At 67.0% G+C, this 25,037-nt stretch carries 24 protein-coding genes; 18 read left to right on the forward strand and 6 right to left on the reverse strand.

Going from position 1 to position 25,037, the window contains the following annotated elements; all coding sequences use genetic code 11:
- Nucleotides 1-34 precede the first annotated feature (34 nt).
- The 9 genes from AWC31_RS17550 (at nucleotide 35) to AWC31_RS17595 (ending at nucleotide 9,391) form a co-directional block, all read left to right on the forward strand.
- A complete protein-coding gene (locus tag AWC31_RS17550) occupies nucleotides 35-739 on the forward strand; it encodes a response regulator transcription factor (protein ID WP_085145511.1) in 705 nt (234 codons plus the stop codon).
- A complete protein-coding gene (locus AWC31_RS17555; RefSeq protein WP_085145349.1) occupies nucleotides 717-2,249 on the forward strand; it encodes a sensor histidine kinase in 1,533 nt (510 codons plus the stop codon). The genes AWC31_RS17550 and AWC31_RS17555 overlap by 23 nt, the downstream gene beginning before the upstream one ends.
- Before the next feature lie 75 nt (nucleotides 2,250-2,324).
- Complete coding sequence (locus AWC31_RS17560) at nucleotides 2,325-2,645, forward strand: hypothetical protein (RefSeq protein WP_085145350.1); 321 nt, start codon at nucleotides 2,325-2,327, stop codon at nucleotides 2,643-2,645.
- Between the two features lie 1,749 nt (nucleotides 2,646-4,394).
- Nucleotides 4,395-5,267, forward strand: a complete 873-nt coding sequence (locus AWC31_RS17575; protein WP_085145351.1) for a siderophore-interacting protein — start codon at nucleotides 4,395-4,397, stop codon at nucleotides 5,265-5,267.
- 24 nt (nucleotides 5,268-5,291) lie between these two features.
- Nucleotides 5,292-6,452 carry a lactate 2-monooxygenase gene (locus AWC31_RS17580; RefSeq protein WP_085145352.1) on the forward strand — a complete coding sequence of 387 codons (1,161 nt, stop codon included), beginning with the start codon at nucleotides 5,292-5,294 and terminating at the stop codon, nucleotides 6,450-6,452.
- Between the two features lie 114 nt (nucleotides 6,453-6,566).
- Nucleotides 6,567-6,716 carry a hypothetical protein gene (locus AWC31_RS37430; RefSeq protein ID WP_165765981.1) on the forward strand — a complete coding sequence of 50 codons (150 nt, stop codon included), beginning with the start codon at nucleotides 6,567-6,569 and terminating at the stop codon, nucleotides 6,714-6,716.
- Nucleotides 6,716-7,549, forward strand: a complete 834-nt coding sequence (locus AWC31_RS17585; protein ID WP_085145353.1) for a DUF5995 family protein — start codon at nucleotides 6,716-6,718, stop codon at nucleotides 7,547-7,549. Before AWC31_RS37430 ends, AWC31_RS17585 begins: the two co-directional genes overlap by 1 nt.
- Before the next feature lie 78 nt (nucleotides 7,550-7,627).
- Nucleotides 7,628-8,515, forward strand: coding sequence for a tyrosine recombinase XerC (locus AWC31_RS17590; protein ID WP_085145354.1), 888 nt, complete (start codon nucleotides 7,628-7,630; stop codon nucleotides 8,513-8,515).
- A 6-nt stretch (nucleotides 8,516-8,521) separates the two neighbouring features.
- Nucleotides 8,522-9,391 carry an alpha/beta fold hydrolase gene (locus AWC31_RS17595; RefSeq protein WP_067854365.1) on the forward strand — a complete coding sequence of 290 codons (870 nt, stop codon included), beginning with the start codon at nucleotides 8,522-8,524 and terminating at the stop codon, nucleotides 9,389-9,391.
- Here the strand turns inward: AWC31_RS17595 and AWC31_RS17600 are convergent.
- A complete protein-coding gene (locus AWC31_RS17600; RefSeq protein WP_085145514.1) occupies nucleotides 9,388-10,317 on the reverse strand; it encodes a TIGR03621 family F420-dependent LLM class oxidoreductase in 930 nt (309 codons plus the stop codon). The two genes, AWC31_RS17595 and AWC31_RS17600, sit on opposite strands and share 4 nt — an antisense overlap.
- Nucleotides 10,318-10,372: 55 nt before the next feature.
- Nucleotides 10,373-10,852: a M23 family metallopeptidase gene (locus tag AWC31_RS17605; protein WP_207626383.1), complete on the reverse strand. Its 480-nt coding sequence runs from the start codon at nucleotides 10,850-10,852 to the stop codon at nucleotides 10,373-10,375.
- A gap of 413 nt (nucleotides 10,853-11,265) precedes the next feature.
- Between AWC31_RS17605 and AWC31_RS17610 the strand changes: the two genes are divergently transcribed.
- The 8 genes from AWC31_RS17610 (at nucleotide 11,266) to eccE (ending at nucleotide 18,436) form a co-directional block, all read left to right on the forward strand.
- Nucleotides 11,266-11,577 (forward strand): PE family protein, encoded by a 312-nt coding sequence (locus AWC31_RS17610; protein WP_085145515.1) that lies wholly within the window; start codon nucleotides 11,266-11,268, stop codon nucleotides 11,575-11,577.
- A 1-nt stretch (nucleotide 11,578) separates the two neighbouring features.
- Nucleotides 11,579-13,147, forward strand: a complete 1,569-nt coding sequence (locus AWC31_RS17615; protein ID WP_085145356.1) for a PPE family protein — start codon at nucleotides 11,579-11,581, stop codon at nucleotides 13,145-13,147.
- Nucleotides 13,148-13,208: 61 nt separating this feature from the next.
- Nucleotides 13,209-13,502: a type VII secretion system protein EsxG gene (gene esxG, locus AWC31_RS17620; protein ID WP_085145357.1), complete on the forward strand. Its 294-nt coding sequence runs from the start codon at nucleotides 13,209-13,211 to the stop codon at nucleotides 13,500-13,502.
- Between the two features lie 29 nt (nucleotides 13,503-13,531).
- Nucleotides 13,532-13,819 carry a WXG100 family type VII secretion target gene (locus tag AWC31_RS17625; RefSeq protein WP_067852580.1) on the forward strand — a complete coding sequence of 96 codons (288 nt, stop codon included), beginning with the start codon at nucleotides 13,532-13,534 and terminating at the stop codon, nucleotides 13,817-13,819.
- 25 nt (nucleotides 13,820-13,844) lie between these two features.
- The gene (locus AWC31_RS17630) at nucleotides 13,845-14,711 is read left to right on the forward strand and encodes an ESX secretion-associated protein EspG (protein WP_085145358.1); all 867 of its coding nucleotides are present in this window, start codon (nucleotides 13,845-13,847) and stop codon (nucleotides 14,709-14,711) included.
- A 2-nt stretch (nucleotides 14,712-14,713) separates the two neighbouring features.
- Nucleotides 14,714-16,129 (forward strand): type VII secretion integral membrane protein EccD, encoded by a 1,416-nt coding sequence (eccD, locus tag AWC31_RS17635; RefSeq protein WP_085145359.1) that lies wholly within the window; start codon nucleotides 14,714-14,716, stop codon nucleotides 16,127-16,129.
- 7 nt (nucleotides 16,130-16,136) lie between these two features.
- Nucleotides 16,137-17,516: a type VII secretion-associated serine protease mycosin gene (gene mycP / locus AWC31_RS17640; protein ID WP_085145360.1), complete on the forward strand. Its 1,380-nt coding sequence runs from the start codon at nucleotides 16,137-16,139 to the stop codon at nucleotides 17,514-17,516.
- Nucleotides 17,513-18,436 (forward strand): type VII secretion protein EccE, encoded by a 924-nt coding sequence (gene eccE, locus AWC31_RS17645; protein WP_085145361.1) that lies wholly within the window; start codon nucleotides 17,513-17,515, stop codon nucleotides 18,434-18,436. Before mycP ends, eccE begins: the two co-directional genes overlap by 4 nt.
- On the opposite strand, the gene AWC31_RS17650 is transcribed toward eccE, so the two are convergent.
- The 3 genes from AWC31_RS17650 to AWC31_RS17660 are packed head-to-tail and all read right to left on the reverse strand — an operon-like array spanning nucleotide 18,392 to nucleotide 22,294.
- Nucleotides 18,392-19,600: an alpha/beta hydrolase family protein gene (locus tag AWC31_RS17650; protein ID WP_085145362.1), complete on the reverse strand. Its 1,209-nt coding sequence runs from the start codon at nucleotides 19,598-19,600 to the stop codon at nucleotides 18,392-18,394. The genes eccE and AWC31_RS17650 overlap by 45 nt on opposite strands.
- A 17-nt stretch (nucleotides 19,601-19,617) precedes the next feature.
- On the reverse strand, nucleotides 19,618-21,372 hold the full coding sequence (locus AWC31_RS17655) for a glycosyltransferase family 39 protein (protein WP_085145363.1): 1,755 nt from the start codon (nucleotides 21,370-21,372) through the stop codon (nucleotides 19,618-19,620).
- A 43-nt stretch (nucleotides 21,373-21,415) separates the two neighbouring features.
- Entirely contained in the window at nucleotides 21,416-22,294 is an 879-nt protein-coding gene (locus AWC31_RS17660) for an amidohydrolase family protein (protein WP_085145364.1), read from the reverse strand.
- 46 nt (nucleotides 22,295-22,340) lie between these two features.
- Here AWC31_RS17660 and AWC31_RS17665 point away from each other — a divergent pair, with 46 nt between their 5' ends.
- Nucleotides 22,341-23,105, forward strand: a complete 765-nt coding sequence (locus tag AWC31_RS17665) for a trans-aconitate 2-methyltransferase (protein ID WP_085145365.1) — start codon at nucleotides 22,341-22,343, stop codon at nucleotides 23,103-23,105.
- Between the two features lie 52 nt (nucleotides 23,106-23,157).
- Here the strand turns inward: AWC31_RS17665 and cysC are convergent, their stop codons facing one another.
- Nucleotides 23,158-25,029, reverse strand: coding sequence for a sulfate adenylyltransferase subunit CysN (gene cysC / locus AWC31_RS17670; protein WP_085145366.1), 1,872 nt, complete (start codon nucleotides 25,027-25,029; stop codon nucleotides 23,158-23,160).
- Between the last annotated feature and the right edge of the window lie 8 nt (nucleotides 25,030-25,037).

The raw sequence follows: 25,037 nt of genomic DNA on the forward strand, positions 1-25,037 counted from the left end.
ACAGGCTGCCGGGGCAGCTGCCACACGGGCGACCATGACTCGCGCCGACGGCAGTCCAATCCAGGTCCTTGTGGTGGACGATGAGCCCGGACTGGCCGAATTGGTGTCGATGGCATTGCGCTATGAGGGATGGCAAGTCTCGACCGCTGGGGACGGTGCCTCGGCAATCCGCCAAGCCCAACAATCCCCTCCTGATGTCGTGGTTCTGGACGTGATGCTGCCTGATATGAGTGGCCTTGACGTCTTGAGGAAGTTACGCGAAGCGCAGCCCGGATTGCCGCTACTTCTCCTGACCGCCAAAGAGTCGCTCGAAGATCGAATCGCCGGACTCACTGCAGGTGGCGACGACTACGTGACGAAGCCGTTCAGCGTCGAAGAGTTGGTGCTGCGGCTCCGTGCACTCATGCGGCGGACCGGGGTGTCGGAGGACACCGGGATGGCGAAACTAGTCGTGGGCGATCTCATACTCGACGAGGACAGTCATGAGGTAACCCGGGGCGGAGATGAAATCCGCTTGACAGCAACAGAGTTCGAGCTACTCAGGTACATGATGCGCAATGCGCGAAAGGTGCTGACGAAAGCCCAGATCCTCGACCGGGTGTGGCACTACGACTTTGACGGACGCTCAAACGTCATCGAGCTGTACATCTCCTATTTGCGTCGCAAGATCGATGCCGGGCGCACGCCAATGATCCATACGCTCCGCGGATCCGGATATGTTCTCAAACCACCTCGCTGAAGTTTTCCGGCGCATTCGGCTGAGACGACCGCGCACGTGGGCACTGCAGACGCGGCTGCTCGCGGTGGTCGTGACACTTCTCATCGTCGTCTGCGCCGGTATCGGTGCCGGAACACTGCTGGCGATGAATCGCTTTCTGCTCCAGCAGCTCGACCGCCAAGTGATCGACGCAGGACTCCGGTCGACAGGGTTCTACGATTTCGGACCACCGCCATTCGAGCGGTACGCTGGCCCCGGTCCGCTGTTTCTCGACGGTCCTGGCCAGTCGGTGGACACTGTCGGTGCGGTGATCGTCAACGGCCGGGTCACCGAAGCAGCCGTGGTCGCTGCCGACGGTAATCGGAGCCAGCTGTCGCCGACCGCATTCCGCCAGCTCGCAGACATCAAGGTAGGCGACCCGGTCCGTATCAACCTGGACGGCCTTGGCCACTATGAACTGGTCGGCGTTGCCGCCAGCAACGGAAACACCGTAGTCGCCGGCCTCCCTCTGGCTGGTGTCAACAACACCCTGCTGACGATCTTCGGGTTCTTCAGTGCGGTGGCTGCGGTCGCTCTGATACTGGCAGCCGCGGTGGGAATCTGGATCATCCGCCGCCAGTTCGCCCCGCTGTCCCAGGTCGTGCACGCGGCCCATCAAGTCGCCCAGCTCGATCTCGTACGCGGTGAGGTGAACCTGCCCACACCTTTGGTTCACGTGGACCCTGACACCACTCACACCGAGGTGGGGCAGCTCGCCGCGGCGTTCAATCGGATGCTCAATCGCATCGCCGAGGCACTAGCGGTGCGCCATGCGAGCGAGACAAGGGTGCGCCAGTTCGTCGCCGATGCCAGCCACGAGCTGCGCACGCCGCTGGCATCCATCCGGGGCTACACCGAGCTGGCCCGCCGCCGACTGTCCTCCAGCCCAACTGATCTCGCACACGCGATCGACCGTGTTGACGTCGAGTCCAAGCGTATGAGCCAGTTGGTGGAGGAGATGCTCCTGCTCGCCCGCATGGACGCCGGCCGGCCACTTGACCACGAGCAAGTAGATCTCTGCCAACTCGCCGTCGACACGGTCAGTGACGCTTACGTCGCGGGACCAGAGCACCGTTGGTCGGTCAACGTGCCCGACGAACCTGTGATGGTCATCGGGGATCGAGTGCGATTACACCAAGTGCTGGCCAACCTGATGTCGAATGCTCGCGTGCATACTCCACCGGGAACCCGCGTGAACATATCGCTAACCCACTCGGGCGACGGGCGAGTTGTGTTGACTGTGACCGATAACGGGCCTGGCATCCCTGAACACCAACAACCCGAGATCTTCGAGCGCTTCGCCCGCGGTGATTCATCCCGATCCCGCCGCGCAGGCAGCACGGGGCTCGGTCTGGCCATCGTCGCGGCGCTGGTGAAGGCCCACAATGGCACGGTCGAGGTCCGAAGCGTGCCTGGTGAAACAGTCTTTGTTGTAACACTTCCCGCGATCCCGCTGACCCACCCGCGGCAGGATCTTGTTCAGGCGCATTGACCCGATGTTGTCCAGGCGGGCAGTACTTCCTCCACCGAGAAGGCGGCATCGATAGAAGAAACGGACGCTTCCACGATGACGCCGGAACTCGGTGAAGACGCTGTGGGAGAGGATGAGCCGGCTGCATCGGTTGGAGCATCGACTGAGGCGACCGACAGTCGACTAACTGCCGATGTTGAAACCGCCGCGTCCTCGGACACCAACGAGATCGACGCGACGACCGCCGACGGAACAGCCAGCTTCAAGACCGGAAACAAAGCGGAGCCGGCCGCAACGGGTGATACGTCCGCGAAGGGTGCGGGGAACGCTCGCGGATTCAGCAGGGCCAGCGGTATCGGCGGCAATACCGCCGGCGGGCACAAGGCCGACCGGAACAAGAGTAGCGCGGGCGAGTAAAGCAGGCTTCGTCGGTATCTGGCCCCGCGCATGCGGGGCCAGATGCGTGCCCGTCGATGAACGCACTACTTTGATTACATCCGCAACTCAGGGATGCTGTTTCCTATGAACATGATTCGCGAAGTCCCGCAAAGATGCTGCACTGCAAGAAGTTAACGCGATGACTGGGCGTTGCACGTCGAGGCGTTTCGAGCTGACGACCCTTCAAATCAATTGCACAGCAATAATATAACCGATTCATAGCCGGGAGTTCGTGTCCTCTTCGTGTTACGAATGTGACCGACGTGCTTCAGGGTTTTACTGGCGGAGCGGCTCACGCTCCGGACAGAAAGGAAAATCCCATGCACGTCATCTCACAGCGATTCATCGGGGCAATGGCATTGTCGGGCGGACTGGCTTTTGCCGCCATAGGGTTCGGCGGTGCGCTCGCCTCGGCCCAGCCGCCTCCTCCGCCTGGACCCGGACCGGGGCCCAGCGTGTGCCGACCGTTTCAGCCGTGCCCGCCTGGGCCGCCGGCACCGCCACCGCCTCCGGGTCCGGGAGTTCCTTGGCGCTGAACCGACTGCCATACCCATACCTGGCCTCAACGCAGGGGGTGCGATGCGCGGGTCGCGTCGCACCCCTTGTTGCTACGCCAGTCCCGCCGGATGCGATTCGAGACGGTCGGGTGCTTGCTCGCAGAGCTGTGAAGTCAGATGACGAGGTAAGGACGTGCAGCACAGTAGGATCGCTCGGGGTTGTGTGCCGCACGTCCCGCCCTCATCTACTGCAGGATCCGCCTGGGGGATATCGCCGCTGGTCGGGCGTCGAGCAGGCGGACAACGCACCGAGCGTCGGGCAGCCCGAAATATACCGAGGACATGTCGGTCTCGACCAAGCTGCGGCGCTGCTCTGCGGAGGGCAACCCGACCTCCTTTCTATTGAGCTGACCGTACGCGGAGTGAGACTAGAGACGAACGATTGGTGCCGACTGGCAGGAACATATGAGGTCGATATGGAAATGCCGGGAAGGCGCCTCGCGGCCGCCGAACTCGGATCCAGGAAGGTCCCATGCAATCGCGCGCGAGGGCCGTCTTGCCGAATCTGAGTTCTGGCCAAAGACGGCCCCCGCAGGGCGAGTGGTCAGGGAAGGAATGGCCCCAGTAGAGGTGCCACTGGTCCAAGCAAGCCGACCCCGGGGCCGAACAACGCCGGCCCGGGTCCGAGCGGCCCGGGCCCGATCGGACCTGGCCCGGGCCCCGGTAGGCCGGGCACACCAGGCGCGAACGGGGGTGGTTCAGCGGCCGCGATGCCAGCGCCTAGCACAAGCGTCGCCAACCCGAGACCACCGGTGATCGCAACACCAGCCGCAATTCGTTTCACATTCATTCGAAGCTCCTTCTGCTCGTAGGACGAACTGAACTGCACATGAAATGACGCTATCGATGGTGGGTTGGTGTGGCCTTTGCGCCGCATATCAAGTGGTTAGGTTTCATCGCCGGCAATCCGGTGAAAAGAGCGATGGACCAGCATGATCGATAAACCAAGTGTTGAAAAATGCTGCTGTGGTATCTAATTCGACATTGGCGGTGTGAATCGACTACGCGACACACTCGCCAATCGCATTGCCCCGAGACTGCGCCGCCGCGATCTCTCGCCGTTGTTGTGGTCAGCCGAGCAAGCATCGGTAGCCGCCTCCTGCACCATCCTTTTCCGTATAGTCGATGAGGTCGGCTAATGAACGACCGGCGGATGAGTTTTGGAGGCGGTATGGCGGGACGACCCATACACACGTTCGAGGTGGTGCGGCGCGAGCAGGTGACGCCCCACATGGTGCGAGTGGTGCTCGGGGGAAACGGCGGTGGCGACGGCAACGCGTTCGGCACCTTCAAGCCCAGTGAATACACCGACTCCTACGTCAAACTCGTCATCGTCCCCGACGGCGTCGACGTGGCCGCCCTACCACAGCCGCTCACGTTGGACAGCTTCGGCGAACTGCCTGCCGAGCAGCGGCCGACCGTGCGGACCTACACGGTCCGCCGGGTCGATGAAGAGCGCGGCGAGATCACCATCGATTTCGTCGTACACGGAGATCACGGTGTCGCCGGGCCGTGGGCGGCCGCGGCCACCCCGGGCCAGCCGGCCTATCTCATGGGACCCGCCGGTGCCTATTCGCCCGATCCGGCCGCGGACTGGCATCTGCTCGCCGGTGACGAAGCCGCGCTGCCCGCCATCAGCACCGCGCTGGAAGCCTTGCCCGCCAACGCCATTGGCCGGGTGTTCATCGAAGTCGCCGGGCCTGACGACGAGATCGAGCTGAACGCACCCGCAGGCGTCGAGGTGCGCTGGATCTACAGGGGCGGCCGCGCCGACCTGGTGGGTGACGAGCGGGCCGGCGACAACGCACCGCTGATCGCCGCGGTCAAGGAGTCCCCGTGGTTGCCCGGCCAGGTGCAGGTGTTCATTCACGGCGAGGCTCAGGCCGTCATGCACAACCTGCGGCCCTACATCCGCAAGGAACGCGGCGTCGACGCGAAATGGGCCGGGTCGATCTCGGGCTACTGGCGGCGCGGGCGCACCGAGGAGACCTTCCGCGAATGGAAGGCCGAGCTGGCGAAAGCCGAGGCCGGCACCGCAAGCTGAGCGAAGGCTGGCAAGGTAACCGTCATGGCATACGGCGATTACCAGCTTGAGATCTACCTCCAGGGCCTGTCGGGTGTACTGCCGACGCTGCCCATGGATTACGCGAACCTCGAGGCCAAAGCTCAGGCCGCGATGCCGCCGTCGGTGTGGTCCTACGTCGCCGGGGGAGCAGGCGACGAGCGCACGCAGCGGGTCAACCGCACGGCGTTCGACCGCTGGGGCCTGATACCGCGGATGTTCAACGCCCAACGCGAACGCGACCTGTCCGTCGACCTGTTCGGGCTCAAGCTGCCCTCGCCGTTGTTCATGGCACCGATCGGCGTGCTCGGCATCTGCGGTCAAGACGGCCACGGCGACCTGGCCGGCGCACGGGCGGCCGCGAAGACCGGCGTCCCGCTGGTGCTCTCGACCCTCACTGAGGATCCGCTGGAGGATGTCGCAGCCGAATTCGGCGACACCCCAGGGTTTTTCCAGCTGTACACGCCGACCGACCGCGAGTTGGCGGCCAGCCTCGTGCAGCGTGCCGAGGCAGCCGGATTCAAGGGCATCGTCGTCACCCTCGACACCTGGGTGCCGGGCTGGCGGCCCCGCGACCTGTCCACGTCCAACTTCCCGCAGCTGCGCGGCAAGTGCCTGGCCAACTACACGAGCGACCCCGTGTTCCGCGCCGGGCTGCCGCAGCCGCCGGAGGAGAACCCGCAGGCGACCGTGCTGCGGTGGGTGAGCCTGTTCGGCAATCCGCTGACCTGGGACGACCTGCCGTGGCTGCGATCGCTGACGAAGCTTCCGCTGATCCTCAAGGGAATCTGTCATCCCGACGATGTCCGGCGGGCCAAGGACGGCGGCGTCGACGGCATCTACTGCTCGAATCACGGTGGGCGGCAGGCCAATGGTGGTCTGCCCGCCATCGATTGCCTGCCCGGGGTGGTCGAGGCCGCCGACGGATTGCCGGTGTTGTTCGACTCCGGCATCCGCAGCGGCGCCGACATCGTCAAGGCCCTGGCCCTCGGCGCCACTGCCGTGGGCGTGGGCCGCCCGTACACGTTCGGGTTGGCGTTGGGCGGCGTCGACGGCATCGTGCACGTGCTGCGGTCGCTGCTGGCTGAGGCCGATCTGATCATGGCCGTCGACGGTTATCCGACACTCGCCGACCTGACCCCCGCCACACTGCGCCGGGTCGACTGACCGGAATTGGGGTAGTCGACTACCCGTGTCAGGAGCGTGCTGAGCAGCCGAGCATGAAATCCGACAACGACGTCAGACACCGTCGATGCGGAAGCCTGAGCTGTGGGGTATGCGATGAATGCCGGAACCGCGATCGTGTTGATCGCACTTGTGGGTCCTCTCCTGACCGTTTCCGTGACAGCGGTCGGTCTCGCCGTGGAATGGTGGCGGACCGAGCGTGACATCGAGCCGCCCCATCCGGGTGATCTGGCGCCGGAGAACTGATGGCCCAGCATCCGCCCCTCACGCCGTTGCCGTCCGCGACGACGCTCGATGAGGTCGTCGACAGGATCGATTCGGTGATCCAGTGGTCGATCGAATCATCAAGCCGGCTGGGCTATTTCGCAGCGCTGTACAAACGCATCACCATCGCGGTGCGGACTGCCGTCGCCGACGGCGTGTTCGAAGACGGTCCGCGGTTGCAACGACTGGACGTGGCGTTCGCCAACCGCTACTTCGACGCGTTGAACGGCCACTTTCACCCCGGCAGCTACGCCAAGCCGCCCCGGTCCTGGCAGGTGACGTTCGACGCCGCTACCCGGGCAGAGCCGATCATCCTGCAACACATGCTGGCCGGGATCAACGCCCACATCGGCCTCGACCTCGGAATCGCGACTCAGGAATTGGTTCCGGCTGTTCGATTGTGGCAGCTGAAAACCGATTTCGACCGCATCAACGCGGTGCTCGCGAGCCAGGTCACCGGCATCGTCGTCGACATCAACGAACTGTCGCCCGCCTTGGCCGACATCTACGCCGTTCTGATGGACAACCAGATACTCCTGATCAACGAAGCGGTACGCGGTTTTCGCGACGACGCATGGCGGTTCGCGACTGTCCTTTCGGTGCAGCCGCGTTTCACGCGTCCGGTCACGATCCGGTTGCGGGACGTGCGGGTTGCCCGGCAAGGCGAACTGATCTACGACCCGCCCGGCGTGGTCGGTCTCATCCAGTGGGCGGTCACGGCTGTCGCGGCCAGGGAGAGCCGCGACATCGTGAAGAACATCCGGGTCCTCGACGAGATCGCGAACTCGCCGGCACCCATCGCCACCGCGTTGTGACGGGGCCGTAAGGTCACGCCCCGATCGCGCACCGGCGCGTTGGATGGACACCGGTGCGACATCTGACACGGTGGGGGAGTGCAGGCTCTTCTCGATGAGTTCGACGAGTATCTCGCGCTGCAGCGTGGCCGCTCCGAGCACACCCGCCGCGCCTACCTCGGCGACCTCCGGTCGCTGTTCGAGTACACGAACGGCGGGTTGGAAACCCTGACGCTGCCTCGGTTGCGGTCGTGGCTCGCGGCGCAGGCGGCCGCGGGCGCGGCGCGCACCACACTGGCGCGCCGCACTTCGGCGGTCAAGACGTTTTGCGCGTGGGCCGTACGGCGGGGCCTGCTGGCCACCGACCCCGCGGTTCGGTTGCAGACCCCCAAGGCGCGCCGCACGCTGCCTTCGGTGCTACGCCGCGATCAGGCAGTCGAAGCGATGGAGGCGATCAATGCCGCCGCGCAGGAAGGGGATCCGCTTGCTCTGCGGGACCGGTTGATCGTCGAGATGCTCTACGCCACCGGGATCCGCGTCAGCGAACTGTGTGGGCTCGACGTCGACGACATCGACACCTCGCGCCGCGTTCTCCGGGTGCTGGGCAAGGGCAACAAACAACGCACCGTGCCGTTCGGCGACCCGGCATATCGGGCCTTGGCCTCATGGCTGTCCGACGGCAGGCCTGCCCTGGCGACACCGGATTCCGGGGCCGCGTTGCTGCTCGGGGCGCGCGGCCGCCGGCTCGACCCGCGACAGGCGCGCACGGTCGTGCATCAGACCGTGTCCGCGGTGGACGGGGCACCCGACATCGGGCCACACGGCTTGCGCCACAGTGCGGCCACGCATCTGCTGGAGGGCGGTGCCGATCTGCGCATCGTGCAGGAACTGCTCGGGCACACCACGCTGGCCACCACTCAGCTCTACACGCACGTCACGGTCGCACGGCTGCGCGCCGTCCACGACCAGGCCCACCCGCGAGCCTGATACGTGGTGACCCGGTCAAGCATCGATCTACCGTCGGGCACGGTTTCCTACCTCACCTGGGAGCCAGATGACCCGACATTGTCGGTCGTCCTGTTACACGGCGGGGGCGTGGACAATGCGTCATTGTCGTGGGGCAGCACCGCGCCGCGACTCGCCGAAGCCGGATATCGGGTGATTGCCCCGGACCACCCGGGTTTCGGGCACAGCCCTCCCGCGCGGCTGCCGGTCACTCAGGAGCGCCTGGTCACCTACGTGGCAGAGCTGACCGAAGCCCTCGAACTCGACCGGTATGCGATCGGTGGACTGTCCTTGGGTGGGGGAATGGCCATCGGCCACGTACTGGATCGCCCTGATCGCGTGACCGGCGCCATGCTACTGGGCAGTTACGGCATCATGCCGCGGCTGTCCGACGGTCGGTGGTCGGCGCTGCGGCAACTGGTCACCTGGGTCGCACTTCGTAGCGGCCTGCTCGGCGCGACCACGCGGTGGGTGGGCGGCAACCGGGCAGCGATGATGCGCAGCATGCAAGCCCTGATCAAAGATCCGGCGCAACTCACCGGGGAGCTGATGGACGAGATCATGGCCGCCGCACGCCAGCCGGGTGGTTTCGAGGCTTTCGAGCAGTGGCAGCGCGACCAGGTCAGGTGGAACCGGCAGCGCACCGACTACACCTTGCAACTGGCGTCGTTCCCGTGCCCCGCGCTCATCATTCACGGTGAACGCGACGCCGGAGTTCCGGTCACGCACGCTCGCACCGCCGCTCGGCTCATTCCGAATGCGCATCTGAAAATCGTTGCCGGTGCGGGGCATTGGGTGCAGCGAGATCAGCCCGACATCGTTGCAGAGGCGATGATCGGATTTCTCGACGCACGCTAGCGCAGCAGCTTGATCACCTCGGCGATGTCGGGCATGGCCGACTCCCGTCCTGGCCAGGCGTCGAACACGGTCCAGTAGCTGATCCCGAAGCGGCGTTGCCGTTCGGACAGCGCCTCGGCCATCTGCTCGTATGTCCCCAGCAGTACGAACGGGGATTCGAGCACGAGCTCGGGATCGGCGCCGAGCGGCGCGGCGAATGCCTCGGCCGCGGCGGCCCGGTCATCGGTTCGAATCACGACCTGGATCAGGCCGTTGAGTTCGATCGCGTCGAAGCGATCACCGGCGGCGTCGTGCACGACCGCGATCCGGTCCAGCAGGCCCGCGGGGCCGAAGTGGGTCAGCCGCACCTCGGTCGCGTCGCGGTTGTGGCTGAAACCCGCCAGCCCGGCGATGTCGGCGACGCGACCCGCCAACTGCAGGACCCTGGTGCCGTTGCCGCCGATCAGGAGCGGCACCGCGACGCCGGGCGCCGCGACGAGCTCGCCGGCACCGGCCCGCACACAGTAGTGCGCACCGTCCACGTCGACGGCCGTACCGGCCAGCAGTGGCCGGATCACCTCGACGGCCTCGATCAGCCGGTCCACGCGGACACCGCCACGGTCGAACTTGAGGCCGGCCGCGTCGTACTCGGATTTCATGTGCCCGGCGCCGAGCCCGAGCTCGAACCGGCCGCCAGAGAGCATCGCCACACTGGCCGACTCACGCGCCGTCTCCACCGGATGCCGCAGATCGTTGTTGAGCACGAGCGTGCCCGTGTGCAGCCGCGTGGTGTGCGCGCATGCGGTCGCCGCGCCCGCGAATGGGGACAGCGACGCAACGAGATGGTCGGGGATGGTCAGGACGTCGAACCCGGAACTTTCGACCTCGGCCGCGAATTCGGCGAAATCGGTGGCCCGTGGCAGTGCGGTGTGCAGGCCGAAGCGCATGGTTCTGTCGCGATGGGCCTTCGCGGCCGCCGGGGTGGTCACCTCTTCGAGGGTATTAGCCCGGCACTGGTTTGAGCCGGATCGGCGTCTCGACCAGCAGGCCGAGCGGATCGACATAGTCGGCTCGCGAGGCCGGGCCCCACATTGCGCCCCAGTGCAGACACGCCGCCACCGGACAGCCGGGATGGCCCGCCATGAGTTCGCCAACAACTGAACCGGACGCGACGAGCTGGCCCGTCGTCACCGCAGCCCGCACCGGTTCGTAACTGGTGCGAAGGCCGCCGGGGTGGGCGATGGACACCACCGGTCGGCCGGCGAGGACGCCGGCGAACACCACGGTGCCTGCCGCGGCGGCGTACACCGGTTGTCCCGGTGCGGCGGCCAGATCGACACCGCGATGCCCGCGCTGCCAGTTGGGGGTAGGGGCGTCGAAGCCGCGGGTGACAGAAGGTCGGGGCGCAACCGGCCACTTCAGCCGGTCACCGTCGGCGTATGCCGGCGCCGCCCATACCAGAGCGAGGGCCCACAGCGCCATCGACAGCAGAACAGCCAGGTATTTCACCCGTTCAGTCCACCGAAACCCGCGGCGTCGCAGTAGTCCGAATCGCGCCGGTTGTGGATAAGTACCGAAAACCGGGGGGCAGGCAAACGGGTGTACATTGCTGGGCGATGGGGTGTGGGCGGTCGCAGCTATGTATCCCGGTGCCCGTATCGCCGTTTCAGCGTCAAGCGCCGCTGTGGCCGGATTGTGGCGGTTAGCCTCGCAAACCGCGTGCCGCGGAGGTAGGGGTCGACAGCGACCGCCGCTACTCGTACAGTGGCCGCAGCAACATGGCAAACAAGAGTGGAGCCGGGGGAGGCTCTGGATTGTTGTGAGGTAGCGAATTCTCACCGGGTGTCTGGTGGCCCGGTGACCGGCGGCTTGTTCGGTGAACGGGGAGGATGACTGTGACATTGCGGGTTTTGCCTGAAGGTTTGTCCGCTGCCGGTACGGCGGTGGAGGCGTTGACGGCGCGGTTGGCGGCCGCGCATGCGGCGGCGGCGCCGGTGGTGTCGACGGTGGTTCCGCCTGCCGCTGACGCGGTTTCGTTGCAGACGGCCACGGGATTCAGTGCGCACGGTGCGCAGCATTCGGCGCTGGCCGCCCATGGTGTGGAGGAGCTGGGCCGGTCCGGCCTCGGCGTCGGCGAGTCGGGCGCGAGCTATGCGACCGGTGATGTGATGGCGGCGTCGTCGTACCTGATCGCGCGCGGCGTCTGAGATGACCGCGCCGATCTGGATGGCCCTGCCGCCGGAGGTGCATTCGGCGCTGCTGTCCAGCGGGCCGGGCCCGGGGTCGTTGTTGGCCGCGGCGGGGGCTTGGCAGTCGCTGAGCGCTGAATATGCCTCGGCGGCAGCCGAATTGACGACGGTGCTGGGCGGGGTGCAGGCCGGGGCGTGGGAGGGGCCGAGCGCGGAGCAGTACGTGGCGGCCCACGGCCCGTACCTGACCTGGCTGGCGCAGCAGGCGGCGAACAGTGCTGCGGTGGGGGTTCAGCACGAGACGGCGGCGGCAGCGTATTCGACGGCGTTGGCGGCCATGCCGACGCTGCCGGAACTGGCGCTCAACCATGTGGTGCACGGCGTGCTCGTGGCGACGAACTTCTTCGGTATCAACACGATTCCGATCGCGCTCAACGAGGCCGATTATGTGCGGATGTGGGTTCAGGCCGCGACGACGATGAGTACGTATCAGGCGGTGTCGGGTGCGGCGGTCGCCGCGACACCGACGACCTTGCCGGCGCCCTTCGTCCTCAAGCCGGGTGTGGGCGAGGCGGGCACCGCATCGGCGAATGCGCAGCAGATGGCCGCACAGGGGCAGGCTACGGATTCCGGTACCGCGCTGCAGAATTCGAACATCATCAGCGATCTGCTTGAGCAGTATCTGCAGAATGTCCCGGGCGGACAGGAGATCATCGACTTCCTGAAGGACCCGATCGGCAATCTCGGCAAGCTCATCGACGACTTCATGACCAACCCGTCGGCTGCGCTCGTCACGTGGGGGCCCTTGCTGTTCGCGGTCGCCTATCAGGTGTTCTTCAACCTCGTGGGCTGGCCGACATGGGCCATGATCTTGGCGTCGCCGTTCCTGATCCCGGCTTTGGTCGCGCTCGGCATCACCGGTCTGGTGCTGCTCATCGATCACCTCACGCAGCCGCCCGCCGACATTGCGCCCGAAGACAATCCCGCGGCCGTGACCCCGCGTGCCGAGCAACAGAACCAGTACCCGCTGGCCGGGCTGCCCGCTCCCGGTGGTGGAGCGGTTGGCACCGTGGGCGCACCCGGTGGCGGCGCGTCAGCGGCGACGGCCCCTGGCGCACCGGCCGCGCCGGCCGCTCCGTTGCCCATGTATGCGGTCGCGGGCCGCGATCCGGGTGAGGGGTTCACGCCGACGTTGCGAGACAAGTCGAGTGTGCAGGCTCCGGCGTCGGGGGTTCCGGCGGCGGCTTCTGGGGTGGCGGCGTCGTTGGCGGCGCGGCGTAAGCGGCGGCGTAAGCGTGGTGCTGAGGTCGAGGAGCATGCGTATGCCGATGCCTATATGGACTATGAGGGTCCGGGTGCTGATCCGGCGCCGGAGCCGCGGACGGGGGTGCGGGCTTCGGAGCGGGGTGCGGGGGCGATGGGGTTCAGTGGTACGGCGGCGCGGTCGGATGCGGCTGCGGCGGGGTTGACGACGTTGTCGGGTGACAGTTTCGACGATCGGCCGGTCAGTCCGATGCTGCCGGGCACCTGGGACCCCGACGCGCCCAACGTGATTCCGCCCGATCCGGGAGGGGGTTCGCGCAACTGACCGGACCGCTTCTGCACTTTCGCATGCACCACATACCGCTATCGATTCGAAAGGAACATCCATGAGCATGTTGGACGCTCACATTCCCCAGCTGGTTGCCTCTGAGGCGGCGTTCGGGGCCAAGGCTGCGTTGATGCGCAGCACGATCGCGCAGGCCGAGCAGGCGGCGATGTCGTCGCAGGCGTTTCACATGGGTGAGGCGTCGGCGGCGTTTCAGGCTGCTCATGCCCGGTTTGTCGAGGTGTCGGCGAAGGTCAATGCGCTGCTGGATATCGCTCAGCTGAACTTGGGTGATGCGGCCGGTACGTATGTGGCCCAGGATGCCGCCGCGGCCAGCACCTACACCGTTATCTGACCGGATCTCGAACGGATATAGGAGTTTTCATGTCTCAGATCATGTACAACTACCCGGCGATGCTGGCGCATGCTGCCGAGATGAACACCTATTCGGGTGCGTTGCATGCGGTGGGTGCCGATATCGCTGCCGAGCAGGCGGCGTTGGGCAGTGCTTGGCAGGGTGACACCGGGATGACCTATCAGGCGTGGCAGGCGCAGTGGAACCAGGCCATGGAGGAGCTGGTGCGTGCCTACCGGTCGATGGCGGCCACCCATGAGACCAACACCATCTCGATGAACGCCCGGGACCAGGCCGAGGGAGCCAAGTGGGGCTGATGTTCGGTCTTTCAGATAGGACATAGTGGGAGCCAACGCAGTCGAGCTGACCACCGAGCAGGCCTGGTACATCGCAGATGTGCTCGGGGCCGGGGCGTTTCCGTGGGTGCTGGCGATCACGCCGCCCTACAGCGAACCGGCTCAGCGGTCCGGCTTTGTCGCCGAACAGACCGCAGAACTGACTCGGATGGGTGTGCTCAATTCCGGTGGCGAGGTCAATCCTCTTGTCGCCCAGTGGGTCAGGCTGACCTGCCGGGCGGCGCAGTGGCTTGACCTGCGCTTCGTCTCGGGGCCTGGTGATCTGTTGCGCGGCATTGTGGGGCGCCGCGACGGTCGTACCGTCGTCGCGTTGCGCAACGCGCAGCTGGTCACGTTCACCGAGATGGACATCAGCCATCCGCACGCCCTGGTACCGGTGCTCACGGCGGGTCTGTCGCAGCGCCGGCCGGCGCGGTTCGAGGAGTTCGCGCTCCCGGCCGCCGCAGGCGCCCGCGCCGACGAGCAGATCCGCAACGGCACCCCGCTGGCTGAAGTGCTGGGATTCCTCGGAGTCCCGGCATCGGCCCGCCCCGTGGTGGAATCGGTGTTCGAAGGCCGGCGCACCTACGTCGAGATCGTTGCCGGAGAGCACCGTGACGGTCACCGTGTCACTACCCAAGTGGGCGTCAGCGTGGTTGACACCCCACAGGGCCGGATCCTGGTCTCACCGTCGAAAGCCTTTGACGGGGAATGGATCTCGACCTTTACGGCGGGCAGTGCCGATGCGATCGCCGCGGCGATCGAGCGGCTGACCGCATCCCTGCCCAGCGGCTCGTGGTTCCCCGACCATCCGCTCACCCGCGACTTCGACGAAGCCGCGGCACCTCACCGAGAAATACCCCAGAAAGCATAGGAATGTCCGAGAACACTGTGATGCCGATCGTCCGGGTGGCCGTGCTGGCCGCTGGAGACGACGGTGGCCGGCTGACCGAGATGGCGTTGCCGTCCGAGTTGCCGCTGCGCGAAATCCTGCCCGCGGTCCAGCGCATCGTGCTGCCCGCAGGCGGCGATGACGGCGCGAGCGCCCCGGACCCGGTGCGGCTCAGCCTGGCCCCGGTCGGCGGAGCACCGTTCAGCCTGGACGCCACGCTTGACACGGTCGGTGTCGTGGACGGCGATCTGCTTGCCCTGCAAGCGGTTCCGGCCGGTCCGCCGGCACCGCGCATCGTCGAAGACATCGCCGACGCCGCCGTCATCTTCTCGGCCGCCCGGCAGCATCCCTGGGGTGCCCCGCACATCGCGCGGGCAGCCGCGCTTGCCTTGATCGGGTTGATCCTCGTCGGCACGGGCCTCGCGGTCGCCCACCGAGTGATCACCGATGAGATGCTCGGGCTGTTCGTCGTGAGCGGGATCGCCGTCGCCACCGTGCTCGGTGCGCTGTCGGTGCGCGGCCGGTTCCCGGTGTTCGGCACGGCCCTCGCGGTCACCGCGCTGGTGCCCGTCGCGGCGGCGTTCGCCCTGGGCGTGCCAGGCGAATTCGGTGCGCCCAATGTGCTGCTCGCCGCCGCCGGGGTGGCCGCGTGGTCGCTGATCAGCATGGCGAGCTCCGGCGACGACCGCGGCATCGCGGTGTTCACCGCCACTGCGGTGGCCGGTATCGGCGTGCTGCTGGTGGCCGGTGCTGCCGCGCTGTGGGAACTCTCGTCGACCATCCTCGGCTGCGCACTGGTGCTGCTCGGGCTGCTCGTCACCGTCCAGGCCGCGCAACTGTCGGCGATGTGGGCGCGCTTCCCGCTCCCGGTCATCCCGGCGCCGGGCGATCCGACGCCGGCCGCCCAGCCGCTGTCGGTTCTGGCCGACCTTCCGCGTCGGGTTCGGGTGAGCCAGTCGCACCAGACCGGTGTGATCGCGGCCGGTGTGCTGTTGGCCGTGACCGGGTCGCTGGCGTTGGTCGGTTCGGCCACGGCCTCGCCGTGGGCCTGGTACATCGTCGTGGCAGCCGCTGCGGGTGCCGCCCTGCGGGCCCGGGTATGGGATTCCGCGGCGTGCAAGGCGTGGCTGCTGGGCCACTCGTACCTGCTGACCGTCGTCCTGCTGGTCGCCTTCGCGATCGACGGACGCTACGAGGCGGCATGGTGGGCGCTGGCCGTGCTCGCCGCGCTGGTTCTCGTGTGGGTCGTCGCGGCGCTCAATCCGGCCATCGCCAATCCCGAGACGTACTCGCTGCCGATGCGTCGGCTCGTCGGTTTCCTGGCTTCCGGTATCGACGCTTCACTGATTCCGGTGATGGCCTTCCTCGTCGGGCTGTTCAGCCTGGTTCTCGACAGGTGATGAATCGGTGATCCAGAAAAGCCTGGGCGTCCTCACGACGGCCGGTCTCGTACTGCTGATGGGCTGCCCGTCCGCGGGCGCCATCAGCCCGCCGGAGGTCGACCCACAAGTCGGCCCGCCGCCGGGCACCGCTGGGCCGGTGCAACCGATGATGCAACGCGGTGAGTGCACGACCACCACGACCATGCCCGGCACCGATCCCGGTGCCGTCAGCCCGAACCAGTTGGCGCTCAACCTGTCCGGTGCCTGGCAACAGAGTCGCGGGGAAGGGCAGACGGTCGCGGTCATCGACACCGGGGTGCAGCCCGGGCCGCGGCTTCCCAACGTCGAAGGCGGCGGTGACTTCATCGAGTCGACCGACGGCCTGACCGACTGTGACGGGCACGGTACGTCGGTCGCCGGCCTGATCGCCGGACAACCAGGGCCCGACGGATTCTCCGGTGTGGCACCGGCCGCCCGATTGATCTCGATCCGGCAGAACTCGCCGCGGTTCGCGCCCCGCACACCGGGGGCCGACGCTGTCGAGGCCCGCGCGGCCGGCGACGTCGTCAGTCTGGCGCGGGCCGTCGTACGCGCAGCAGATCTTGGCGCCCGGGTCATCAACATCTCCGTCGTGACGTGCCTGCCCGCCGACAAGACCGTCGACCAAACGGAACTCGGCGCAGCGCTGCGCTACGCCGCGGTCGAAAAGGACGCCGTGATCGTCGCGGCCGCCGGAAACAACCGCGGTGGCGTCTCCACCGGATCGGCCTGCGAATCCAATCCGCTCGGCAACGCGGGCAACGCCGGTGATCCGCGCAACTGGGGTGGCGTCACATCGGTTTCGATACCGTCGTGGTGGCAGCCCTATGTACTGTCCGTCGGATCGCTGAACGCTACGGGGCAGCCGTCCGGATTCAGCATGGCCGGCCCCTGGGTCGGGATCGCCGCCCCTGGCGAGAACATCACGTCGGTGAGCAATGCCCCCGACGGTGGGCTGTCCAACGCTGTTGCGTCCGAACAGGATCGGCTGATCCCGCTGAGCGGCACCAGCTACGCCACGGCCTACGTGTCGGGTGTCGCGGCATTGGTGCGCAGCAAGTACCCCGATCTCAACGCGCGCCAGGTGGTGCATCGCCTGACGACGACGGCGCAGGGCGCGGCGCGGTCGCCGTCCAACGTCATCGGTGCCGGTGGGGTCGACCCGGTCGCGGCACTGACCTGGAATGTCGCCGACATCCCGCTGGACGGGCCGACGGCTCCCGAAGGCAAACCCATTGCGGCACCGCCAGAACCCGCGCCGCGTGACAACACTCCGCGAATCATCGCGTTCGCCGGTACCGGAGCACTTGCGTTGGTGGCTGTCGCCGCCCTTGTCGCATACCGTCGGAAGGACAAGACCACATGACCGCCCGTATCGCGCTGGCGTCCCTGTTCATCGTCGCGGCGGTGCTGGCCCGGCCATGGCAGACCACCACCGAACGCTGGGTGCTCGGTGTCTCCGTCGGCGTCGTGATCGTGCTGTTCGCATGGTGGGGCGGCATGTTCTTCACGACGATGATCGGCCGCCGAATCGCGATGTGGCGGCGCAATCTCACGAAGAAGGAAACCCGGGAACGCGAGGATGCCGCGACGGTCGTGCTGCGCGTCGATCCGGCCACGCCCGCCCAATTGCCGATCGTCGTCGGCTATCTGGACCGGTACGGCATCCGGTGTGACAAGGTCCGGGTCAGTCACCGCGACGCCAACGGTGCCCGGCGCAGTTGGATCAGCCTTACCGTCGCCGCCACGGACAACCTCGACGCGTTGCGGGCCAGGTCATCGCGAATCCCGTTGCGGGACACCACCGAAGTGGTGGGTCGCCGACTGGCCGATCATCTGCGTGAGCACGGCTGGACGGTCACGATCGTCGACGGTGTCGACACTCCGCTGCCGGTGCCGGGCAAGGAGACCTGGCGGGGGGTGCGCGACGAGACGGGTTACGTCGCGGCGTACCGCGTCGCGGTGAAAGACAATGTGGATCAGACGCTCGCCGCGATCAGCGCGCTGCCGTCCGAGGAGACCTGGACGGCACTGGAATTCACCGGATCCCCGACGCATCCGCTGCTGACGGTCGGATGCGCGATCCGCACCGCCGACCGGCCCGCGGCCAAGGCGCCACTGACCGGCCTCACCGCGGCCCGCGGCACCCACCGTCCGGCTCTGGCGGCGCTCAACCCGTTGTCGACGCACCGGCTCGAAGGCAAACCGACGGCGCTGCCGAAGGCGTTGCTGCCGCGGCCGTCAGTCGAACATGAAATCCCGCAGGAAGCGGGTCATCCGGCGTAGGTAGTCCGGCTGGCTCACGTGCAGTAGGTGGTTGCCGGGGAACCAGTGGAACGCACAGCGATCCCAGTGTTCCCACAGCAACTCGGCCTGCTGCGGCGGCGCCAGCCGGTCACCGAGGCCGGTGATGATGAGCCTGCGCTCCTTGGCGACGAGCGGCCGGTAATTCAGCGGCGAGGCGTAGCGGGTCGCCGCCTCCGACAGCGCCGGATCGGTGCGCGCGACGAAACGCTCAAGTGCGACGAGCTTGTTGGCCGGGAACCACTCGTCGACCGTGCGGTCGGGCGTCACGACGGGCACGTTCGGAATCACGGCTTGGATGCGATCGTCCACGCTGGCCAGCAAGGCCGACGTGAAACCGCCGAGCGAGATGCCCGTGAGTGCCACCCGATCGACACCGGTGAACTCCAGATAGTCGATGATCGACCGGAAATCGTGCACTGCCTGGGCCATGCCCTCGGCGAATCCGCCGAAGCCGTGCGCGAAGAAGCCGTGACCGCTGAAAGGTGAGAACTTCTCGGCGCGCCGGCCGTGAAACGGCAAGGTGTACAACAACACGTCGTAGCCCGAGCGGTAGAACCACGGCAACGACAGAAACAGTCCATTCGCCAGATACGGCGATCCCATGAACCCGTGGATCACGCAGAGCGTGGGATGCGGGCCGTCATCGTGGCGCCAATGTTGGGCCCGGACAACGTTGTTACGGGCGAAGCCCGCGCACTGGTCGCGAAGCGCGGGGTTGACGGCGGTGAAGCTGCTGGCGAACCGGATGTTCTCGACACGTCCGTGCGCAATCCATTCTGCGATCGGATTGGCCGGCCGCGACGAGACACGCGGCGGTTCGGTGGGGGCCGGGAACGAAACCGCGGGGTCTCGCGCGGCGGCCAGATCGGCGTAGAACCGCATGTGCTCGTGTTCGGTTCGCGAACCCGACGGCCGCGCGATCGACGCCAGCGTGCGCGGCACCATGGACGCCGCGACGATCGACGCCACCCCGGTGCGCAGTACGAGATCGGCTGCGGCGGACGCGTCGACGATCGCGCGTTGGCGTACGGTCAGATCGACCCGTCGGGGCAGGCCACGCGAGCTCGCATCCGCCCCTGGCACATCGGGAATCGGGATGGGAGGTTCAACCGGATCGACTCGGTCAGCATGGGACGACTCCACGCTGCCGATGCTAACCGTCAGATCAGCCGGTAGACGGTAGATGAGCCCATCGGGACGGGGGTGAAATGAGCGGCGACCCAGTCGGCGATCTCGCGGGTGTGGGCATTGGTGCGGTTGGGTGCACGGATGACCTCAGCGTGCAGCCGCCGCCCGGCCTCGACGTAGTAGGTGATCCGGCCGGCGTGCACGTCACCGATGAACTGCTCCAACGTGGGCACCGGATCACCACTCCACCCGCCGACCGCCATCACGGCAGTGCCAGACGCGATCTCCAGTGCGGCCGCCGGTTGTGAGCCGTTGGTCGCCGCCGACCAGGTGGTGCGGGTCGCGGCCAGCATCTCCGCGAGTTCGCGGTTGGCCGCGAGATCACCCAGCCAGCCCGCTGACTGGTTCACCGTGACCGGCTGTGTGCCATGGTGGGGCGTCGCCGCAGTGGCCACCGCGAAACCGGTGACCGGAATCAAGCCGGCCACCCCCGCGAGTATCAGGCCCGCAACCGCCACTCGATGCCCCACGACCAACGCGGTCACCGCGAGCACCGCGACCGCGGCGATCACCCACGCCGACCACGTCGGCCCGAACTCGTTGCGGTGCAGTAGGTTCACCCCGGAGAGTGCGGCGGTCGCGGACAGCACCGCCAGGGCGATCCGGGCATCGAGGTGGGCCCGCAGCCGCCACGCCCACGCCACGCCACAGCCCAGCAGCGCCGCGATCGCCGGTGCGAGTGCGACCGTGTAGTACGGGTGCAGCATGCCGTTCATGTAGCCGAGCACGACTGCCGTGGTCACCAGCCAACCTGTCCACATCACAAGCGCGGCCAACTCCGTGCGCGGAAGACGATGCCGCGCAGCCAGATACAGCCCGAAACCGGCGGCGACCACCGCGGCGGGCAACAACCAGCCGATCTCGTTGCCGACCTCTGCGGTGAGCAACCGGGCGAGGCCATGGCCGTATCTGGCACCGGCATGGTGTTCACCACCGACGATCCGGCTGATCCCGTTGTAGCCGAACGCGAGATCGAGCTCGGTGTCGTCGGTCGATCCGCCGATGTAGGGGCGGTTGCCCGGTGACACCAACTGAACCGTCAGCACCCACCAGCCCGCCGCGACCAACACCCCGCCGGCGGCGGCCAGCAGGTGACACAGCCGTCGACGCCAGGATGCGGGTGCCAACAGCAGATACGTCAGCGCGAACGCCGGCAGCACGAGAAAGCCCTGCAGCATCTTCGTCAGGAAGGCCGTGCCCACCACCGCGCCTGCCGCGATCAGCCAGCGCCAGGATGCCGTCTCCACCGCGCGGGTCAGGCAGTTAGCCGCGGCGACCAACAGCAGCACCAGCAGGGCGTCGGGATTGTTGAACCGGAACATGAGTGCGGCGGCCGGGGTGACGGCCAGCACGGCGCCGGCAAGCAGTCCGGCATGTGTGGCGTACGGCTGCGTGGACATCGACCGCCGCACGGTCGCATAGAGCACGGCCACTGCCGCAACGCCCATCAACGCCTCGGGCACGAGCACCGACCACGGGTTCATCCCGAACAGCCGCACAGACAGGCCGGTGATCCACAGCGCCGCAGGCGGTTTGTCGACCGTGATGAAGTTGTTGGCGTCGAGCGCGCCGTAGAACCAGGCCGACCAACTCTGCGCGCCTGCCTGCGCCGCCGCGGCGTAGAAGTCGTTGCCGTATCCGTTGATCGACAGATGCCACAGATACAGCGCCGCGGTGGCCGTGAGCAACGCGAGCAGGCAGGCGTGCTGCCACCGCGATGTCGTCATGCGCAACACCGTGCCTGACCTGGCTGTAAACCGCCTGTGAGAGCTAGTTCAGGTCGAACAGCCGCGCGGCGTTGTCGTGCAGCACGTTGCGCAGCCACTTGTCGTCGACGCCGGGCAGATCGATGAGCGTCTGCACGGCCTCGGCGTAGCCGTACGGAATGTTGGGGAAATCGCTGCCGAACAGGATGCGCTCGCCCAGGGCATGCAGGCGGCCCGTATCGGCGGCGGGAAACGGCATGGTTGACTCCACGAATGGCGTGAACGCCATGGTCGTGTCGAGTCGCACCTGATCGAATTGCTCGGCGAGGTCGAGGAATTCGGAGTATTCCGGCATGCCCATGTGCGCGACGATCAGCACCAGCCGGGGATAGCGGCGCAACAGTCGAGCGATCCGGTCCGGGCCGGTGAAGTCGCCGGGCACCGGGCCCGAACCGCAGTGGATCACGACGGGAACCGCCGCGTCCTCGATGGATCCCCACACGTCGTCGAGCAATGGGTCGTTGGGGTCGTAGCGGCCGACCTGAATGTGCGCCTTGAACACCTGGATACCCGCTGCGACGGCTTCGGCGACATAGCGCGCCGCACCCGCCTCGGGATAGAACGTGGCCGTGGCCAGGCAATCGGGGGTGGCCTGCGCGAAGCCGAACGCCCACTGGTTCAGCCAGGCAGCCATGTCCGGTTTGTGTGGATACACCAGCGACGTGAACCGTCGCACGCCGAAGGAGCGCAGCGTGGCGACCCGCTGCTCCTCGTCGGCGCGGTACGTGATCGGCCATTCGCGGCCGATCAGCGGGCCCTGGCTGTCGAAGTACTGCCACACCTTGTCCATCACGTTCTTGGGCATGAAGTGGGTGTGGACGTCGACGATGCCCGGCAGGCCCAGTGATGTCCAGATGTTTTTCACTGATTGCGACTCGTCCATCGTCAGCGATGATGTCACCCCGCACGCGAGGAGGAAGATAGGGGCTGTGTGGAACCCTGACACCTATCTGGCCTTCGCTGATCACCGTGGGCGTCCGTTCTACGACCTGCTGTCGCGGGTGGCGGCGGTCGACCCACGGCGGATCGTCGACCTGGGATGCGGGCCTGGCAACCTGACCGAGACCCTGCGGCAACGCTGGCCCGATGCGGCGCTCGAGGCGTGGGACAACTCGCCGGAGATGGTGGCTGCGGCCCAGGCACGCGGCGTCGATGCCCACACCGGTGCGATCGAGGACTGGGTGCCACGACCCGACACCGATGTGGTGCTGTCCAACGCCGCGCTGCAATGGGTGCCGACACACCGCGAGATCGTGGTGCGGTGGGCGCGTGAGCTACCTGCGGGCGCCTGGATCGCGTTTCAGGTGCCCGGCAACTTCGATTCGCCATCACACGAGGCCGTGCGACAGGTGGCGCGCAGCGCGCCGTTCGCCGAGGCCCTGCGGGACATGCCATGGCGCGATACCGGTCAGGTGGACACCCCGGCGGAGTACGCGGGGCTGCTCACCGATGCGGGCTGTGCCGTCGACGCCTGGGAAACCACCTATGTGCACCAATTGACCGGCGAGACACCCGTTTTGGACTGGATCACCGGAACGGCACTCACCCAGGTCAAGAGCCGGCTCACCGAGGAGGCGTGGCAGGACTATCGCCGAGCCATCATCCCGCTGCTGGCTGCCGCCTATCCGGCCCGGCCCGACGGCACGACGTTCTTCCCGTTCCGGCGCGTGTTCGTGGTCGCCCTAGTCGAGTGATTTGTGCACCTTCCGTAACGCTGACCGTTACGGCAGGTGCACAAATCACAGGTCAGCGGCGGGTGTTGAGCAAGGCGATCACCTGATCGACGAGGTCGTCGATGTCGGCGCCGGTGGTGTCGAGCACGAGATCGGGATTCTCGGGCGCCTCGTAGGGTGCGTCGACGCCCGTCAGGCCTTTGAGCTCGCCGGCTTTGGCGCGCGCGTAGAGGCCCTTGGGATCGCGGCGTGCGCATTCCTCGACCGGGGTCGCGATGTGCACCTCGATGAACGGCAGCTTGGCCGCGTCGTTGAGCGCTCGTGCGGTCTCGCGGTCGGAGCGCAGCGGGGACACGAGCGAGGCCAGTGCCACCACGCCCGCATCGGCCAGCAGGCGCGTGAGATGCCCGACGCGGCGGATGTTCTCGGTCCGGTCGCCCGCCGAGAACCCCAGATCGTCGGATAGCCCGTGCCGGAGGTTGTCGCCGTCGAGCAGGTAGGCGACCTGGCCGGACTCGACCAGCGCGCGTTCGACGGCCACCGCCACGGTCGACTTGCCGGAGGCGGGCAGGCCGGTGAACCAGATTGTCGCGCCGCGCTGCCCGGTCTTGTTCCAGCGGTAGTCCCGGTCCAGCGATGACGGATGCCATTTGATGTCGGACCGGTTGTGGCCGCTCGGCTTGACCTCGCGGGCGTCGAGGATGATGCCGGCGCCGACGGTGTCGTTGGAGACCTCGTCGATCAGGATGAACGCGCCGTTGTCGCGGTTGTCGGCATAGGGATCGGCGATGACGACCGAGCTGGTCCGCAGGGTCACCGACCCGATGTCGTTGAGCGCCAACTCGACTGGGCCATCCACCTCGTCGAGGGTTTCCGGGTCGAGTTTGGTGTGCAACTCCTGGACGGTGGCCCGCACGGTGCGGGTGCCCTGCTTGAGCGCGAGCCGGTCGCCGGCCCGCAGCGGGTTGTCGAAGAACCAGCACACCGTGGCATCGAGCTCGCGGGCGAGTACCGGCAGCACGGCATCGTCGGAGCCGCTCACGAACACATCGCCGCGACCGACATCGATGTCGTCGGCCAATTCGATCGAAACCGACAGTGGCGCAACACCTACCGTGCGGTCGTCGTCGAGCGTGTCGACCGCGGTCACCGTCGACCGGGTGCCGGCCGGCAGGCTCACCACGGGATCGCCGACCCGCAGCGTGCCCGCGGACAACCTTCCGGTGTAGCGGCGGCGCTGCTCGGCGGTGGGCCGGGACACCCACTGCACCGGCAACCGCAGGCTAGTGGGCTCCGGATGCGGCGCGGACAGTTCGACGGCCTCCAGGTACTCCAGCAGCGTGGGGCCGTCATACCACGGCGTGTTGTCCGAGCGGTGCACGACGTTGTCGCCGAGTTTGGCCGCGATCGGGATGACCGTCAGCTCGGCCCCGGATGCGGCGAGGCCGAGCCGGTCGGCGACCTGCTGCAGTTCCCGCTCGACCTCGGCGAAGCGTTCCTTGTCGAAATCGACAAGGTCTATCTTGTTGACGGTTGCGACGAAGTGCTTGATCCCCAACAGTTTTGCGATGCGGGCATGGCGGCGGGTCTGGCGCAGTACACCGGCGCGGGCGTCGACCAGCAGGATCGCGACGTGGGCGTTGGACGCGCCGGTGAACATGTTGCGGGTGTAGCGCTCGTGTCCCGGTGTGTCGGCAAGGATGTAGCTGCGGGTGTCGGTAGAGAAGAACCGGTAGGCGACATCGATCGTGATGCCTTGTTCGCGTTCGGCGCGAAGCCCGTCGGACAGCGCGGCCAGATCGGCCACGCCCTCGGCATCCGTAACCGCTTCGAGGTGGTCGATGGGCAGGCTGTCGGTATCGTGCAGCAGCCGGCCGATCAGTGTGCTCTTGCCGTCGTCGACCGATCCGGCGGTGGTGATGCGCAGCAGTTGCCGAGTGCTCATCAGAATCC

The sequence above is a fragment of the Mycolicibacterium wolinskyi genome (assembly GCF_002101965.1).
GTDB lineage: Bacteria > Actinomycetota > Actinomycetes > Mycobacteriales > Mycobacteriaceae > Mycobacterium > Mycobacterium wolinskyi.